We start from the raw sequence: 15691 nt of genomic DNA, 5'->3' as shown, positions 1-15691 counted from the left end.
TATCCATGTCTGCCACAACATCCACCACCCCGCGCCGCGCCCTGCTCGTCATCGATGTACAAAATGAATACTTCACGGGCGACATGCCCATCGAATATCCGTCCGTCGATATTTCTCTGCCCAACATCGTCACCGCCATGGCCGCCGCCCGCGCCGCCGGCGTGCCCGTCATCGTCGTCCAGCACGATGCGCCGGAAGCTTCTCCCATCTTTGCAAAAGGCAGCGACGGCTGGCAGCTGCACCCGCAAGTGGCCGCGTTTGCCGCCGACCATCGCATCAACAAGAGCATGGGCAGCGCGTTTGCGGGCACGGACCTGCGCGCCTGGCTGGAGGGCCACGGCATCGATACCCTGACGGTGGTCGGCTACATGACGCACAATTGCGACGCGGCCACCATCTACCACGCCGCGCACGACGGCCTGCAAGTCGAATTCCTGCAGGACGCCACTGGCACCCTGCCCTACGCCAACGCGGGCGGCACGGCCAGCGCCGAGGAAATCCACCGCGTCTTCAGCGCCGTGTTCCACTCGAATTTCGCCGCCGTCGCCAGCACGCAGGACTGGCTCGCTGCCGTGCGCGAGGGCAAGCCGCTGGAAAAGGACAATATTTACCTGTCGAACCAGCGCGCGCGCAAGGCGCAGGCGAACTGACGCCGGCGGGAATGGACGGGTATCATGCGTCCATTCCTTACTTGATGATGCGCAATGCGAAAAATAATACTGCTCGGTTCAAGCGTTGCCGGTCTGTTCCTGCTGGCCACCGCCGCCCTGGTGCTGGCAGGACTCAACGACCGGCTGGCCCCCGCCGACGTGATCGTCGTGCCGGGCAACACGATCCTGCCCGACGGCACGCCCAGCCCCCGCCTGCAGGCACGACTCGACGTGGCGCTCAAGCAATTCCAGGAACACCGGGCGCCGCGCATCCTCGTCAGCGGGGCCACGGGCAAGGAAGGTTTTGACGAGGCCGCTTCCATGGCCCGCTACCTGCAGTCGCGCGGGGTGCCGGCCAGCGCCATCCTTGAGGATAATCAAGGCTGGACCACGGACGCCACGGCCCGCAATGCGGCGGCCCTGATGCGCCAGCATGGCTGGCGCACGGCCATGGTTGCCACGCAATATTTTCACGTGCCCCGCTTCCGGCTGGCGCTGGAGCGCAGCGGCATCGCCGTCAGCGGCAACGTGCACGCGCCCTATTTCGAGCTGCGCGACCTGTATTCCGTTCCCAGGGAAACCGTGGGCTACCTTGTGTATTACGTGAAATCCTGAACATGAAGATACTTGCCTTTGCCGCCGGTTTTAGCCTGGTGGCCGTATGCGCAGTGCCATCGATGGCCGCCGCCGATGCGGAGCCGATTGGCGCTGCTGCAAGCCTGTACCTGTTTGGCGTGCTGATGCTGGGGCTGTGCATCGCCGCCTTTGGCGCGCTGGCGCGGCGTGTGGACGTGGCGCATGGCCACTGGCTGTCGGCCTGCGCGGGCGCGCTGTGCGCCGCGGTGCTATATGGCAGTTTCGCGCTGGCATTTGCAACGCAATCGATCATGGCGAGCCTTGCCTATGCCGCCAGCACCCTGTGCGCCGCCAGCGCGGCCCTGTTACTGCCGGGCCTGCTGAAGCGGGTGGCAAGGCTGATGGCAAGGCCAGGCCAGGCCAGTGAGCAGTCACTCGCTCCAGTCGCGCGAGCGCTCCACGGCGCGCTGCCACTTGTGCAGCCGGCTCAAGCGCTCGTCGGCCGCCATGGCCGGTTCGAAGCGGCGTCCCACCTGCCACTGGGCGGCGATTTCTTCCTGCGATTCCCAGAAACCCACGGCCAGGCCCGCCAGGTAGGCGGCGCCCAGGGCCGTCGTTTCCGTCACCACGGGACGCACCACGGGCACATTCAGGATGTCGGCCTGAAACTGCATCAGCATGTCGTTGCGGGCCGCGCCGCCGTCAACGCGCAGCTCGCTCAAGGCGATGCCCGCGTCATCCTGCATGGCCGACAGCACGTCCACGTTCTGGTAAGCCACGCCCTCGAGCGCCGCGCGCGCGATATGCGCCTTGCCCGTGCCGCGCGTGATGCCGATCAGGGTGCCGCGCGCATACGGGTCCCAGTACGGCGCACCCAGGCCCGCGAACGCGGGCACAAAGACGAGGCCGCCCGAATCGGGCACGCTGGTGGCCAAGGCTTCCACTTCGGACGAGTCGCGGATGATACCGATGCCATCGCGCATCCATTGCACGGCCGCACCGGCGATGAAGGCGCTGCCTTCCAGCAAATAATCGGTCTTGTCGCTGCCCGCGCCCAGGCTCCAGCCCACCGTCGTCAGCAGCCGGTTTTTCGATGGCAAGGGGCGCTTGCCCACGTTCATCAGCATGAAGCAGCCCGTGCCGTAGGTATTCTTTGCCATGCCCGGTTTCAGACAGGCCTGGCCGAAAGTCGCCGCCTGCTGGTCGCCCGCGATGCCGGCGATCGGCACGGGCACGCCCAGCAAGTCGGTATAGGTGTGCGCCGCCACGCCGCTCGACGGCACGACATCGGGCAGCAGGGAGGCGGGAATGTCCAGCAGCGCCAGCAGGTCCGTGTCCCATTGCAGGGTGTGGATATTGAACAGCATGGTGCGCGCCGCGTTGCTCGTGTCCGTCAAATGGGCGCCGCTCATTTTGTAGATCAGCCAGCTGTCGACGGTGCCGAAAGCCAGCTCTCCCCGCTCGGCGCGCGCGCGGGCGCCGGGAACGTTGTCGAGCAGCCATTTGAGTTTGGTGGCGGAAAAATAGGCGTCCAGCACGAGACCCGTTTTTTGCTGGATCAAGTCCGCCTTGCCCTGCTCGACCAGTTGCTCGCAGTAAGCCGCATTTCTGCGGTCTTGCCAGACGATGGCATTGGCGACGGGTTCGCCCGTGGTGCGCTCCCACAGCACCGTCGTTTCGCGCTGGTTGGTCACGCCGATGGCGGCCACGTCGGAAGCGGCCACGCCGCTGTCGCGCAAGACCTGCTGCAGCACGCCCTCTTGCGACGCCCAGATTTCGCCCGCATCATGCTCGACCCAGCCCGGCTGGGGGAAAATCTGGCGAAACTCGCGCTGCGCGCTGGCGTGCGGCCGGCCCGCATGGTCGAACAGGATGGCGCGCGAACTGGTGGTGCCCTGATCTAAAGCAAGTATGTATTTGGTCATTGTCTGGTGGTGCGAAAAGCGGGTAAAAACAGGCACGGAGGGTGTTCACTCCGTGCCCTCGGGACAGCGCAGGCAGTTTACCTTACCTTGCCTTCTTTCCAGGCTTGCAGCAGCTTGTCGTAGGCAATCGTTTCACCCTTCGGCTTTTCATTCGCCAGCTTTTTCCATGGGGCGTGCTGGTCCGACAGATACTGGTTCGGATCGACCTTGGGATTGAGCTTGGGCGCGCACGCCTTCATGCCGGCACGTTGCAGGCGCGCCATGACCTGGTCCATTTCCTCGGCCAGGTTATCCATGGCGGCTTGCGGCGTTTTTTCCGCCGTGATGGCCGTGGCCACGTTCTTCCACCACAGCTGCGCCAGCTTCGGATAGTCGGGCACGTTGTTGCCTGTCGGCGTCCACGCCACGCGGGCGGGGCTGCGGTAGAACTCGATCAAGCCGCCATACTCGTTCGCGTGCTTTGTAAAATAATCGTGGCGGATGTCGGAATCGCGGATGAAGGTCAGGCCGACGATGGATTTCTTCAGCGACACGGTTTTCGACGTGACGAATTGCGCATACAGCCAGGCGGCGGCCTTGCGGTCATCGGGCGTGGACTTGAACAGGAACCAGGAACCGACGTCCTGGTAGCCGTTCTGCATGCCCTCTTTCCAGTACGGGCCGTGCGGCGACGGCGCCATGCGCCATTTCGGCGTGCCGTCCTTGTTCACCACCGGCAAGCCCGGTTTCGTCATGCCGGCCGTAAACGCCGTGTACCAGAAGATTTGCTGGGCGATTTCGCCCTGCGCCGGCACGGGGCCCGATTCCGAGAAATTCATGCCGTTCGCCTGCGGCGGCGCATACTTCTTCATCCAGTCGATGTATTTCGTCAGCGCAAACACGGCCGCCGGCGAATTGGTGGCGCCGCCGCGCGACATCGAGGCACCCACGGGCGTGCACTTGTCGGCCGCTACCTTGATGCCCCACTCGTCGACAGGCATGCCGTTCGGAATGCCCTTGTCGGCCGCGCCAGCCATCGACAGCCACGCATCCGTGAAGCGCCAGCCCAGGGATGGATCTTTCTTGCCGTAATCCATGTGGCCATAGACTTTCTTGCCGTCCAGTTCCTTCACGTCATTGGTAAAAAAGTCGGCGATGTCTTCATACGCGGACCAGTTCTGCGGCACGCCCAGCTCGTAGCCATACTTGGCCTTGAACTTGGCTTGCAAATCCTTGCGCGCGAACCAGTCGGCGCGGAACCAGTACAGGTTGGCGAATTGCTGGTCGGGCAACTGGTACACCTTGCCATCGGGCGCCGTCGTAAAACTGATACCGATGAAATCCTTCAGGTCCAGGCCCGGGTTCGTGAATTCCTTGCCCTTGGCAGCCATGTAGTCGGACAGCGGTTCGACGGCGCCATAGCGGTAGTGCGTGCCGATCAGGTCGGAATCGGAAATCCAGCCGTCATAGATGCTCTTGCCGGACTGCATGGAGGTCTGCAGCTTTTCCACCACGTCGCCTTCCTGGATGATGTCGTGGCGCACCTTGATGCCCGTGATTTCCTCGAAGGCCTTGGCCAGGGTCTTCGATTCGTAGACGTGGGTGTCGATGGTTTCCGAGACCACGGAAATTTCCTTGATGCCCTTGGCTTTCAGCTTGGCCGCCGCATCGATGAACCATTTCATTTCAGCAAGCTGTTGTTGCTTGCTCAGGCTGGATGGCTGGAATTCCTTGTCGATCCAGGTTTGCGCCTGCTTGGCGTCTGCCAGGGCCGCATTCGACACGAGCATGGCCGCAGCCGCGAAGACCGTGAACTTCAATTTCATCGTGAATCTCCTTTTATTTTATTGCCGGCCGCCTGCTGACGGTCCGGCCTCCATCAACACCGGCAAGCCGGCTCACCCCCAACGCATTACCACTAATAAAAGTACAAAACTGATGGCGGCACCTATCGCCTGCTGCATTTCCGTGAACCCCGCCCACGCCAGATTGACATACGCGGCCGTCAACAGCCCGATGAACAGGCGGTCGCCGCGCGTGGTCGGCATCGGCAGGAAACCTTTTCGTTCGATGCTGGGCGAACGGAGCTGCCACACCGTCATGCCGGCCAGCATCAGGCCGATGCAGATGAAGAAGATGGCCACTTCCGGCGTCCACGCCATCCAGCCGAACAGGCTGGCTGTGCTATCGGTATTTTCCATGTCACACCCTCCCCATCGCGAAACCCTTGGCAATGTAATGCCGCACGAACCAGATCACCAGCGCGCCGGGCACGATGGTCAGCACGCCGGCCGCCGCCAGCACGCCCCAGTCCATGCCGGCCGCCGAGACGGTGCGCGTCATGGTGGCGGCAATCGGCTTGGCATTGACAGACGTCAAGGTGCGGGCCAATAACAGTTCCACCCAGCTGAACATGAAGCAGAAGAAGGCCGTCACGCCCACGCCCGACTTGATCATTGGCAAGAAAATGCGGATGAAGAAGCGCGGGAAGCTGTAGCCGTCGATATACGCCGTCTCGTCGATTTCCTTCGGCACGCCGGACATGAAGCCTTCCAGTATCCACACGGCCAGCGGCACGTTGAAGACCATGTGCGCCAGCGCCACGGCCAGATGCGTATCCATCAGGCCCACCGTCGAATACAGCTGGAAGAAAGGCACGAGGAAGACGGCGGGCGGCGTCATGCGGTTGGTCAGCAGCCAGAAGAACAAATGCTTGTCACCCACGAAGTTATAACGCGAAAAGGCATACGCGGCCGGCAAGGCGACCGTGACGGACATCACCATGTTCAAGGCGACGTAAATCATGGAATTGATATAGCCGCTGTACCAGGACCGGTCGGTAAAAATCGTGTGGTAGTTGGCGAACGTCAGTTGCTGGGGCCACAGGCTCAAGACCCCCACGATTTCCTCGTTGGTCTTGAGCGACATGTTGAGCATCCAGTAGATGGGCAACAATGAAGCCAGCAAAAAGACGACGAGGATGGCACTGCTCATTTTCTTGTGCATCATTTCTGGTCTCCCGTGCCGACGCGCTGCATCCACGTGTACAGCACAAAGCAGAACAGCAGGATGATCAGGAAGTAAATCAATGAAAACGCCGAGGCCGGCCCCAGGTCGAACTGGCCGACGGCCTTTTGCGTCAGGTATTGCGACAGGAACGTGGTGGCATTGCCCGGTCCGCCGCCCGTCAGCACGAACGGTTCCGTATAGATCATGAAACTGTCCATGAAGCGCAGCAACACGGCGATCATCAGCACATTGCGCAGTTTCGGCAGCTGGATGTAGCGGAACACGGCCAGGCGCGAAGCGCCGTCGATGCGCGCGGCCTGGTAGTACGCGTCGGGAATGGCGCGCAAGCCCGCATAGCACAGCAGCACGACCAGGGGCGTCCAGTGCCAGATATCCATCACCATCACCGTCAGCCACGCGTCGAGCGAATTGCCGTTGTAATTGTAGGCTAAGCCCAGCTGGTTCAGGCTGTAGCCCATCAGGCCGATATCGCCGCGGCCAAAGATTTGCCAGATGGTGCCCACCACGTTCCAGGGAATCAGCAAGGGCAGCGCGATCAGCACCAACGCCAGCGACGCCTTCCAGCCATCGGCCGGCATGCACAGGGCAATCAGGATGCCCAGCGGAATCTGGATCGCCAGCACGGAGCCGGAAAACAGCAGCTGGCGCAGCAAGGCGCTGTGCAAGTCGCCGTCCAGCATGACCATGCGGAACCACTCGGTGCCCACGAAGACCTTTTGCGTGGGGCTCAGAATATCCTGCACGGAATAGTTCACCACTGTCATCAGCGGCAGGATGGCGGAAAAGGCCACGCACAGCAGCACGGGCAGGATCAGTAGCCAGGCGCGGCGGTTGTTATCGGTTTTACCGTTATGTATCATCAGGCCACCCGCTTATCGTTGACATAGAACAAAGTGCGTTGCGGCGGGAAGCGCAGCCGCACGGCATCTCCCGCGACGGCATCGATGGCCCGCAGCTTGGCCGCCACCGTCGCGCCGCCCAGCTGGAATTCCGCCAGGTAATGCGTACCCATGTTGCGCACGGCCGTGACCGTTGCGTCCAGGCAGTGGTCGCCCCCCTCTTCTCCCGGGTACGCCTTGACGCACTCGACGAATTCGGGCCGCACGCCCAGCGTGATTTTTCCTTGCGCACCGGACAGCGCCGCGCGCGCGGCGGCGGACACGGCGAGCAGCTGCCCCGCCACGCGCACGCCGCCATCGTCCAGGGTGCAATCGAGCAAGTTCATGCCCGGATTGCCGATGAAATAGCCGACAAAGGTGTGCTCGGGTTCCTCGAACAGGGCTTGCGCGCTGCCCGTCTGCACCACTTCGCCCTGCGTCATGACGACCACCTGGTCGGCAAAGGTCAGCGCTTCCACCTGGTCGTGCGTGACGTAGATCAAGGACAATTTCAGTTCGTGGTGGATTTCCTTGAGTTTCCGGCGCAACAGCCATTTCAAATGCGGGTCGATCACCGTCAGCGGTTCGTCGAACAGCACGGCCGCCACGTCGGGACGCACGAGGCCCCGGCCCAGCGAAATCTTTTGCTTGGCGTCCACGGACAAGCCGCTGGCGCGCAATTTCAGGTCGCCCGTCAATTCCAGCATCTGCGCCACCTGCTGCACGCGCTTTTTGACTTCGATCTCTTTCCAGCCGCGATTGCGCAGCGGAAACGCCAGGTTGTCGTGCACGGTCATGGTGTCGTAGATGACGGGAAACTGGAACACTTGCGCGATATTCCTCGCCTCGGTCGGCAGCTGCGTCACGTCCTTGCCGTCGAACAGCACCCTGCCATGCGACGGCTTCACCAGGCCGGAAATGATATTGAGCAAGGTCGTCTTGCCGCAGCCGGACGGTCCCAGCAAGGCGTACGCGCCGCCGTCATGCCATTCCATGCTCATGGGCCGCAGCGCGTAGTCGCTTGGCGCCGTCGGGTTCGGTTTGTAGGCGTGGGCCAGGTCGACCAGTTCGATGCGCGCCATGTCAAGCTCCTCCCGGTGCAAACAGCAACCCGCCGTCTTGCGCGAAGATCAGCAAGGCATGCGGCTGGCAATACACGGTGCAGGCGCTGCCGATCTCCAGGTTGTGCACGCCGCCCAGCTGCGCCACCAGGGCCAGCTCGCCGCGGCGCGCATGCACATAGGTTTCCGAGCCGCTGATTTCCGCCAGGTCCACCTGCGCCGCAATGGGCACGTCGCCATCGGACTGGGGAGACAGATGCAGGCTGTGCGCGCGCACCCCGAGGATCACCTCCGTACTGTCGCCCAGGCGGGCGCGCTGCGCACCGCTCAAGTGTATCGACAGGCCGTCCGCCGCCTGCGCCACGCCGTGCGCATCCACGCGCGCGGGGATCAGGTTGATGGGCGGGTCGCTGAAGGTGCGCGCCACATCGATGGAATTGGGGGCATTGAAAACGTCCAGGGTCGGCCCCTGCTGCAGCAGGCGTCCCTCGTGCAGCACGGCCACGTGGCCGCCCAGCTGCAGCGCTTCCAGCGGCTCCGTGGTCGCGTACACGACCGTCGTGCTGCCGCTGGAAAACAGTTCCGTCAATTCGCGGCGCAATTCCTCGCGCAGCTTATAGTCGAGGTTCACCAATGGCTCGTCGAGCAGCAGCAACGATGCATCCTTGATCAGCGCGCGCCCCAGCGCCGTGCGCTGCTGCTGCCCACCCGACAATTCGCCCGGCGTGCGCTGCAGGTAGGGCGTGATGTGCAGGCGCTCGGCCAGCGCCAGCACTTTCGTCCGGATCTGCTCCTCGGGCACCTTGCGCAAACGCAAGGGCGAAGCGATATTGTCGTAGACGGTGAAGGCCGGATAATTGATGAATTGCTGGTACACCATGGCCAGGTTGCGGCGGCTGACGGGCACGCCCGTCACGTCGACGCCATCGGCCGTCACGGTGCCCCCGCTGGGCTTGTCCAGGCCCGCCATCACGCGCATCAGGGTCGTCTTGCCGGCACGCGTGGTGCCCAGCAAGACGTTGATGGCGCCCGGCACCAAGGCCAGCGACATCGGATATAAAAAGTCGTCAGCCCCCTGCTTCCTGCTGATCTTGTCCAGTACCAGTTGCACGCGCTTCTCCTCCAGTGATGGTTTCTTATTCTTCGCCGCACCCTCTGCGGGGCGCGGTCGCCAACGTGTTGTGCTTACGGCAAAAGCGGATGCTGCAACAGCCAGGCATCGAGCCTGTCCGCCGTCTCGCGCGGCAGGTGCAGGCCCAGCTTGGAGCGCCGCCACAGGATGTCGGCCGCGCTGACGGCCCATTCATGGCGCCGCAAATAGTCGACTTCCGCCGCGTACAGGCCATGGGCGATTTCCTCGCCCATGGCCGCCACGTCCGCCCTGCCCTCGAGCAGCACGTGGATGCGCGTGCCGTAGGCGCGCGCATAGCGCGCCACCAGCGCCGCCGGCAGCCACGCATACTCGCGCTGCAAGCCTTGCACGAACTGGCCGAACTCGCGCACGGAGCGGTTCTGCGGCGTGCTGCCGAACACATCGCCGCCGGGCAGGCAAGCCTGCTCCGTCCAGGCCCGCCGCCGCTTGCCCGGCTCGGGCACCAGCAACGGCTCCAGCACATCGAGCGCTTCCTCGGCCAGCTTGCGGAAGGTGGTGATCTTGCCGCCGAAAACACTGAGCAGCGGCGCACCTTCCTGGTCCAGTTCGAAGCGGTAATCGCGCGTGACGGCCTTGGCGTCGGCCGCCGCGTCTTCCACCAGCGGGCGCACGCCCGCATACGTCCACACCACATCGGCAGGCACAATGGGCTTGCTGAAATAGTAACTGGAAAGCTCGCACAAGTAACGAATTTCCTCGTCATCGATTTCCACCTTGCCGCTGTCGCCGTGATAGTCGAGGTCGGTGGTGCCGATCAGGGTGAAATCGTGTTCATACGGAATGGCAAACACGATGCGCCCGTCCGGATGCTGGAAGATATACGCGTGATCATGCTCGAACAGGCGCTTGACGACGATATGGCTGCCCTTGATCAGGCGCAAATGCCGGCCCTGTCCGCCCGGCGCCGCCTGCTGCAGGAATTCGGCCGTCCACGGCCCGGCCGCATTGACGACGCTGCGCGCGCGCACGGACAACTCACGCCCGTCGCCCCGCAGCAGAGTCGCCTGCCAAGAAGCGTCCGCACCCGCGCCGTCGCGCCACAGGGCCGTGCAGCGCGTCTGCGTCAGCACATGCGCACCATTGTCAGCCGCATCGATGGCGTTCAGCACCACCAGGCGCGCATCGTCGACCCAGCCGTCGGAATACACGAAGCCGCGCTTGAACTCGGGTTTTAACGGTTTGCCGGCCGCGTGGCGCGTCAGGTCGATGCCGCTGGAGCCCGGCAGGATTTCCCGCTTCGCCAGCATGTCGTAGAGAAACAGGCCGGCGCGTATCAGCCAGGCGGGGCGCTGGCCCTGCGCATGCGGCATGACGAAGCGCAGCGGCCACATGATGTGCGGCGCCGAGCGCAGCAGCACTTCGCGCTCGATCAGCGCCTTGCGCACGAGGCCGAATTCATAGTATTCGAGGTAGCGCAGACCGCCGTGTATCAGCTTGGTCGATGCGGATGAGGTGTGCGCGGCCAGGTCATCCTTTTCGCACAGCACCACGGACAAGCCCCGCCCGGCCGCATCGCGCGCGATGCCGGCGCCATTGATGCCGCCGCCCACCACCAGCACGTCGCATGCCATCGCTGTCTCCACACCTTGCTGTGCTGCGGTCATCGGGACTCCGTGTATGTCGGGGACACGCTGGCGAGGAAAGACTAGGCATCGCCGGCGACTGTCGTTAAGATCACCATCTGGTAATACGCATGCAATATGAATAAGATACGCCAGAATACGAACTCATAGCAACATATTTTCATCACTATTTGTTCGTTTCTGTTCGTTTATGATTTTTAAAGAGACAAACCCATGATTTTGAATCCCCGCCAGCGCCGCCTGCTCGAAGTGGTGCGCCAAAAGGTCACCATGTCCGTCGAAGAGCTGGCCCAGCAGCTGGGCGTGACGCCGCAAACCGTGCGCCGCGACGTCAAGCAGATGGAAGAAGCGCGCCTGCTGGCCCGCTACCACGGCGGCGTCGGCTTGCCCTCGTCCGTGGAAAACATCGATTACAGCCAGCGGCAAGTGTTCAACAGCGACGCCAAGCGGCGCATCGCCGCCGCCGTCGCCACGCAGGTGCCGCACGGCTGTTCGCTGCTGATCAATATCGGCACGACCACCGAGGAAGTGGCGCGCGCGCTGGGCCGGCACACGGGCTTGCACGTGGTGACGAACAACCTGAACGTGGCCGCCATCCTGGCCGACAACGCCGCCTGCGAAGTCATCGTGGCCGGCGGCGTGGTGCGCGGGCGCGACCGCGGCATCGTCGGTGAAGCCACCATCGACTTCATCCGCCAGTTCAAGGTCGACATCGGCATCATCGGCATTTCCAGCATCGACGAAGACGGCAGCCTGCGCGACTTCGACGCGCGCGAAGTGAAGGTGGCGCAAGCCATCATCGAGCAGTCGCGCGAAGTGTGGCTGGTGGCCGACCAGCATAAATTCGGCCGCAAGGCGCTGGTGCGCCTGGCCGACCTGGCGCAAATCGACATCTTGTTTACAGATGCGCCGCCACCGCCCCGCTTTGCCGAAGTATTGCGCGACGCGGGCGTGAAGGTGGTGCTGGCCTGAGCGGGCCGCATTTCTGCAAGAAAACCCCGCACTGTCGCGTGGGCAATACGCCGTGTGTGGGCAAGCGCACCGAATGATATGAAATATTTATCAATTCGGCAAAAATGCTGTTACCATTGATGCAACATGAGTTATTTTTTTAATCTTCCTCTCTGGTAATACGATTATTTGCTTGATATTGTTTTTTTATCTCCCCAGAGCAAGAAAAAAGGAAAAACTCTTTGCCGGTAAGTGATTTCCTGTGAAAACAGTGTTAAAACTATCTCAAGCACGATGATTCTTCCCAAACAAACCACTCGACAGCAAGCGTGAAGGCCTTAACCATGCCGGCAACGCCGCCTAGTGAAGGAAAAGAAATGAGCCATAATTTTGAAGCGGCCGCCATGCCGCAATCCGCCCATCCCAACAGCGTCCCCGTCAGCGAGCTGGAAGCCCACCTCGGTTACTGGCTGCGTTTCGTTTCCAACCACGTTTCCCACAGCTTTCAGAAAAAAGCCGAAGCCAATGGCGTGACGGTCTCCGAATGGGTGGTGCTGCGCGAAATGTTCCGCCTGGGCTGCACCTCGCCCACGGTGCTGGCGCAAGTGTCCGGCATGAGCAAGGGCGCCGTATCGAAACTGATCGACCGCCTGGAAAGCAAGGGCATGGTCAGCAAGTCCATCCTGCTGGCCGACCGCCGCCAGCACTCGATCGAACTGACCACGGAAGGCGAGGCGCTGGTGCCCGTGCTGGCCGAGATGGCGGACCAGAACGACGAGGAATTCTTTGGCAAGCTGCCGCGCCAGCTGCGCGACGACCTGCTCGAAGCGATGAAGGAAGTGGCGCGCACGCATCAGCTCAAGAGCGCCCCGCTGAATTAACAGCAGTAACACTCCCTGCAAGGGTGACACGGTGGCGCGGGCGCTTCGGCTATGATGCTGGCCTGACTGTCTACGAGGAACACGCATGGCCCTGCACATCGAAACTCCCTTGCTCAACTCACGCGCCCTGAGCCTGCACAGCGAACGCGCCATCTGGCTCAAGCTCGAAGCCCTGCAGCCGCCAGGCTCCTTCAAGATCCGCGGCATCGGCCTCGCCTGCGAAGAATACGCGCGGCGCGGCGCCAGCCGTTTCATCTCCTCTTCCGGCGGCAATGCCGGCATCGCCGTCGCCTATGCGGGACGCCAGCTGGGCATTCCCGTCATCGTCGTCGTGCCGGAAACGACCAGCCAACGGGCCAGGGCCCTGATCGCGCAGGAAGGCGCCGAAGTTATCGTGCACGGCGCCGCATGGCAGGAAGCGAACGCGCTGGCGCAGTCGATGCTCACGCCGCAGGACGCCTTCTTGCATCCGTTCGACGACCCGCTGCTGTGGCAGGGCCACGCCGGCATGATCGATGAAGTGGCGCGCGCGGGCCTGAAGCCGGACGCGGTGGTGCTGTCGGTGGGCGGCGGCGGCCTGCTGGCCGGCGTGGCCGAAGGCTTGCAGCGCAACGGCTGGGATGACGTGGCCCTGGTGGCCGTGGAAACGCAAGGCGCGGCCTCGCTGGCGGCGGCCGTGGCCGCGCGCGAACACGTGACGCTGCCGGCCGTGACGAGCATCGCCACGTCGCTGGCCGCGCGCCAGGTCTGCGCGCAGGCATTCGCCATCAGCCAGACGCGCCTGCTGCACAGCGTGGTGGTGTCGGACCAGGCCGCCGTCGACGCCTGCCAGCGCTTCATCACCGACCAGCGCCTGGTGGTGGAGCCGGCCTGCGGCGCGGCGCTGGCGGCCGTCTACGGCAAGGCGCCGGAACTGGCGCCCTACCGCAATGTGCTGGTCATCGTGTGCGGCGGCGTGACGGCCACCACGCAGCAGCTCGACCACTGGACTGCCACCCTGTAATACTCAGGGCGCCGCCTCGAGCAGCGCCACGCCATCGCGGCCCTGCCCCTTGGCGGCATACAGGGCCTGGTCGGCCAGGTCCAGCAACTGCGCCGCCGTCAGCGCGCCTTCGCGGAAGATGGCGATGCCGATGCTGGTCGTCACCGGCAGCGGGCCGCTGGCCAGTTCGAAGGGCTGGCGGATGGCGTCGATGATCTTCGCGCCGATCTGTCGCACTTCGGCCGCGCTGTTCACGCCTTCGAGAATGATCACGAATTCATCGCCGGCCAGGCGCGCCACCAAGTCGCTGGCGCGCACGCTGCGCACCAGGCGCGCGGCAAATTCCTTCAGCACCTCGTCGCCCGCCTTGTGTCCCAGGCTGTCGTTGATGGCCTTGAAACGGTCGATATCGAGATAGGCCAGCGCCATCGGCGCGCGCGCAGCCCGCGTGCGCTGCATGCTTTGCGCCAGCTGCTCGTCGAAGCGGCGCCGGTTGGCGATGCCCGTCAGGGTATCGGTGGCGGCGGCAAACTGCAGCGCCGTATGCACCGCCCTGGTCTTGGTGATTTCGTGGATCAGGCCATACACGCCTTCCACCGCGCCGCTCTCGCCCACGTCGGGCACGTAGCTGGTCTGGAAGGCGCGCATGCCAGCGTCCCCTTCGCCACCGAGGGTGAATTCATATTCGACCTCCTCGCCCGCAAAGGCGCGCCGCAGATAGGCTTCGCGCAATTGATACGCTTCCTCTCCCAGCACCTCGCGGATCGACTGCATCAGGCTTTCCTGCTGCGACCTGCCGAACCATTTTTCAAACGTCGCGTTGATGAACTGGTAGCGGTGCTCACGGTCGATATACACGATCACCACGGGCACGTGGTCCGTCAGCAGTTTCAAGCGCCGCTCGCTGTCGCGCGTCTGCGCCTCGGCGATTTCGCGCTCGGCCACCAGCGAGTAAAAGTCGCGGCTCAAGTCGCCGATCTCGTCGCGCCGCTCGATTTGCAGCGCTTCGATGCCCAGGCGCTGGCGGCGGATCTGGTGCACCTGGCGGCGCAAGCGTTCCAGGGGCTGCAACAGGCGCAGCACCACGCGCCAGCCGGCCAGGCCCGCCAGCGCCGCCAGCAGCACGGCGGCCAGCAGGATCTTGCTGCGGATGGCGTGCAGCGGTGCGAAGGCTTCGCGCATGGGATACACGGACGCCAGTATCCAGCCCGTCGAGGCGATGCGGTGGTAAGCGAACAGGGCATCGACGCCTTGCGTGGTGGTGCCCGTCAGCCAGCCCTCGAAACCCTGCATGGCGCGCCGCGTGGGCACGCTGACGGGGCCATGGGCTTCGATATGCTGCATGATGCGCGACTTGTCGGGATGCTCGACGATGACGCCTTCGCTGGTCATGATGTACAGATAGCCGCCCTGCCCCGGCTTGAGGGCGCCCAGACGGCCCAGGAAATCGGGCTGGCGCAGGTTGACGCTGGCCGCCAGCACATAGCGCACGCCGCCCTGCGCGTCGAACACGGGCTGCGTCACCACCACGATGGGCATGCCGGAAATACTGCCGTTCAGCGGCGCGGAAATCACCGAGCGCCGCGTCGCCAGCGTCTGTTCAAAGTACGGACGGCCCTTCACGTTCAGCCCCGCCTGCGGCTTGAAGGGACTCACGCTGGCCAGGACAACGCCGTCGATGCCGACCACGCCGGCCGAATAAAACTCCTTGCCCAGCACCGTTTGCGCAGTCAGGAAACGCTGCAGGCTGGCGCCGTCGTGCGCGCCGCCGGCCGCCAGGCTGTCTGCCATCGCGCGCAGCACATTGCGCTTCGCGTCGAGTTCCTCGTCGATGAAGACGGCGGCGCTGGCCAGCGATACGTACTGCTGGCGTCCCATCACGTCGCGCATGCCGCGTTCGGCCACGGCCAGGGTGGCCAGCGCCAGCGAAGCCACCGCGCCCAGCACGAGCAGGAAGACGACCACGCTCATGCGCGCCTTCAGGCTGGCGGGCAGGCGCCGGCGCAGCCATTTGCGCAATGTCCCTCTTGTCGCCGTCATGC

15 protein-coding genes are annotated in these 15691 nt (G+C 63.7%); 5 read left to right on the top strand and 10 right to left on the bottom strand.

The window, feature by feature from the left end; genetic code table 11:
* Window positions 1–5 precede the first annotated feature (5 nt).
* Entirely contained in the window at window positions 6–650 is a 645-nt protein-coding gene (locus tag IGS58_RS08485; protein ID WP_070256606.1) for a cysteine hydrolase family protein, read from the top strand.
* Window positions 651–704: 54 nt separating this feature from the next.
* A complete protein-coding gene (locus tag IGS58_RS08480) occupies window positions 705–1265 on the top strand; it encodes a YdcF family protein (RefSeq protein WP_230521083.1) in 561 nt (186 codons plus the stop codon).
* Here the strand turns inward: IGS58_RS08480 and IGS58_RS08475 are convergent.
* The 9 genes from IGS58_RS08475 to glpD all read right to left on the bottom strand — a co-directional run bounded on the left by IGS58_RS08475 (window position 1250) and on the right by glpD (window position 10856).
* Window positions 1250–1450 (bottom strand): hypothetical protein, encoded by a 201-nt coding sequence (locus IGS58_RS08475; RefSeq protein WP_230521082.1) that lies wholly within the window; start codon window positions 1448–1450, stop codon window positions 1250–1252. The genes IGS58_RS08480 and IGS58_RS08475 overlap by 16 nt on opposite strands.
* Before the next feature lie 207 nt (window positions 1451–1657).
* Window positions 1658–3151 (bottom strand): glycerol kinase GlpK, encoded by a 1494-nt coding sequence (gene glpK, locus IGS58_RS08470; protein WP_070256603.1) that lies wholly within the window; start codon window positions 3149–3151, stop codon window positions 1658–1660.
* A 77-nt stretch (window positions 3152–3228) separates the two neighbouring features.
* Window positions 3229–4956, bottom strand: coding sequence for an ABC transporter substrate-binding protein (locus tag IGS58_RS08465; RefSeq protein WP_034779106.1), 1728 nt, complete (start codon window positions 4954–4956; stop codon window positions 3229–3231).
* Window positions 4957–5028: 72 nt separating this feature from the next.
* On the bottom strand, window positions 5029–5304 hold the full coding sequence (locus IGS58_RS08460) for a DUF2160 domain-containing protein (protein ID WP_429238050.1): 276 nt from the start codon (window positions 5302–5304) through the stop codon (window positions 5029–5031).
* Window positions 5305–5332: 28 nt separating this feature from the next.
* Window positions 5333–6139: a carbohydrate ABC transporter permease gene (locus tag IGS58_RS08455; protein WP_099400550.1), complete on the bottom strand. Its 807-nt coding sequence runs from the start codon at window positions 6137–6139 to the stop codon at window positions 5333–5335.
* Window positions 6136–7020, bottom strand: coding sequence for a carbohydrate ABC transporter permease (locus IGS58_RS08450; RefSeq protein ID WP_131686321.1), 885 nt, complete (start codon window positions 7018–7020; stop codon window positions 6136–6138). Before IGS58_RS08450 ends, IGS58_RS08455 begins: the two co-directional genes overlap by 4 nt.
* Window positions 7020–8120 carry an ABC transporter ATP-binding protein gene (locus tag IGS58_RS08445; RefSeq protein WP_230521080.1) on the bottom strand — a complete coding sequence of 367 codons (1101 nt, stop codon included), beginning with the start codon at window positions 8118–8120 and terminating at the stop codon, window positions 7020–7022. Before IGS58_RS08445 ends, IGS58_RS08450 begins: the two co-directional genes overlap by 1 nt.
* Window position 8121: 1 nt before the next feature.
* Entirely contained in the window at window positions 8122–9210 is a 1089-nt protein-coding gene (locus IGS58_RS08440; RefSeq protein WP_070256599.1) for an ABC transporter ATP-binding protein, read from the bottom strand.
* A gap of 74 nt (window positions 9211–9284) precedes the next feature.
* Complete coding sequence (gene glpD, locus IGS58_RS08435; RefSeq protein ID WP_230521079.1) at window positions 9285–10856, bottom strand: glycerol-3-phosphate dehydrogenase; 1572 nt, start codon at window positions 10854–10856, stop codon at window positions 9285–9287.
* A 192-nt stretch (window positions 10857–11048) separates the two neighbouring features.
* Between glpD and IGS58_RS08430 the strand changes: the two genes are divergently transcribed.
* The 3 genes from IGS58_RS08430 (at window position 11049) to IGS58_RS08420 (ending at window position 13670) form a co-directional block, all read left to right on the top strand.
* Window positions 11049–11807: a DeoR/GlpR family DNA-binding transcription regulator gene (locus IGS58_RS08430; RefSeq protein ID WP_170846299.1), complete on the top strand. Its 759-nt coding sequence runs from the start codon at window positions 11049–11051 to the stop codon at window positions 11805–11807.
* A 356-nt stretch (window positions 11808–12163) separates the two neighbouring features.
* Complete coding sequence (locus IGS58_RS08425; protein WP_052139937.1) at window positions 12164–12667, top strand: MarR family winged helix-turn-helix transcriptional regulator; 504 nt, start codon at window positions 12164–12166, stop codon at window positions 12665–12667.
* An 85-nt stretch (window positions 12668–12752) separates the two neighbouring features.
* Window positions 12753–13670, top strand: coding sequence for a pyridoxal-phosphate dependent enzyme (locus IGS58_RS08420; RefSeq protein ID WP_070280265.1), 918 nt, complete (start codon window positions 12753–12755; stop codon window positions 13668–13670).
* Between the two features lie 3 nt (window positions 13671–13673).
* Here IGS58_RS08420 and IGS58_RS08415 read toward each other — a convergent pair whose 3' ends face one another.
* The gene (locus tag IGS58_RS08415; RefSeq protein WP_230521078.1) at window positions 13674–15689 is read right to left on the bottom strand and encodes a diguanylate cyclase domain-containing protein; all 2016 of its coding nucleotides are present in this window, start codon (window positions 15687–15689) and stop codon (window positions 13674–13676) included.
* Window positions 15690–15691 lie beyond the last annotated feature (2 nt).

Origin of the sequence: Janthinobacterium sp. EB271-G4-7A (genome assembly GCF_020858075.1) — a bacterium.
In the GTDB taxonomy this organism is placed as follows: Bacteria; Pseudomonadota; Gammaproteobacteria; order Burkholderiales; family Burkholderiaceae_D; genus Janthinobacterium; species Janthinobacterium lividum.
This window is presented reverse-complemented; position numbering and strand designations above follow the sequence as displayed.

Coding starts and splice junctions, on each gene's coding strand:
- IGS58_RS08485 (WP_070256606.1), top strand. CDS start 6: ATGTCTGCCACAACATCCACCACCCCGCGCCGCGCCCTGCTCGTCATC.
- IGS58_RS08480 (WP_230521083.1), top strand. CDS start 705: ATGCGAAAAATAATACTGCTCGGTTCAAGCGTTGCCGGTCTGTTCCTG.
- IGS58_RS08475 (WP_230521082.1), bottom strand. CDS start 1,450: ATGCGCCACGTCCACACGCCGCGCCAGCGCGCCAAAGGCGGCGATGCA.
- glpK (WP_070256603.1), bottom strand. CDS start 3,151: ATGACCAAATACATACTTGCTTTAGATCAGGGCACCACCAGTTCGCGC.
- IGS58_RS08465 (WP_034779106.1), bottom strand. CDS start 4,956: ATGAAATTGAAGTTCACGGTCTTCGCGGCTGCGGCCATGCTCGTGTCG.
- IGS58_RS08455 (WP_099400550.1), bottom strand. CDS start 6,139: ATGATGCACAAGAAAATGAGCAGTGCCATCCTCGTCGTCTTTTTGCTG.
- IGS58_RS08450 (WP_131686321.1), bottom strand. CDS start 7,020: ATGATACATAACGGTAAAACCGATAACAACCGCCGCGCCTGGCTACTG.
- IGS58_RS08445 (WP_230521080.1), bottom strand. CDS start 8,120: ATGGCGCGCATCGAACTGGTCGACCTGGCCCACGCCTACAAACCGAAC.
- glpD (WP_230521079.1), bottom strand. CDS start 10,856: ATGACCGCAGCACAGCAAGGTGTGGAGACAGCGATGGCATGCGACGTG.
- IGS58_RS08430 (WP_170846299.1), top strand. CDS start 11,049: ATGATTTTGAATCCCCGCCAGCGCCGCCTGCTCGAAGTGGTGCGCCAA.
- IGS58_RS08425 (WP_052139937.1), top strand. CDS start 12,164: ATGAGCCATAATTTTGAAGCGGCCGCCATGCCGCAATCCGCCCATCCC.
- IGS58_RS08420 (WP_070280265.1), top strand. CDS start 12,753: ATGGCCCTGCACATCGAAACTCCCTTGCTCAACTCACGCGCCCTGAGC.
- IGS58_RS08415 (WP_230521078.1), bottom strand. CDS start 15,689: ATGACGGCGACAAGAGGGACATTGCGCAAATGGCTGCGCCGGCGCCTG.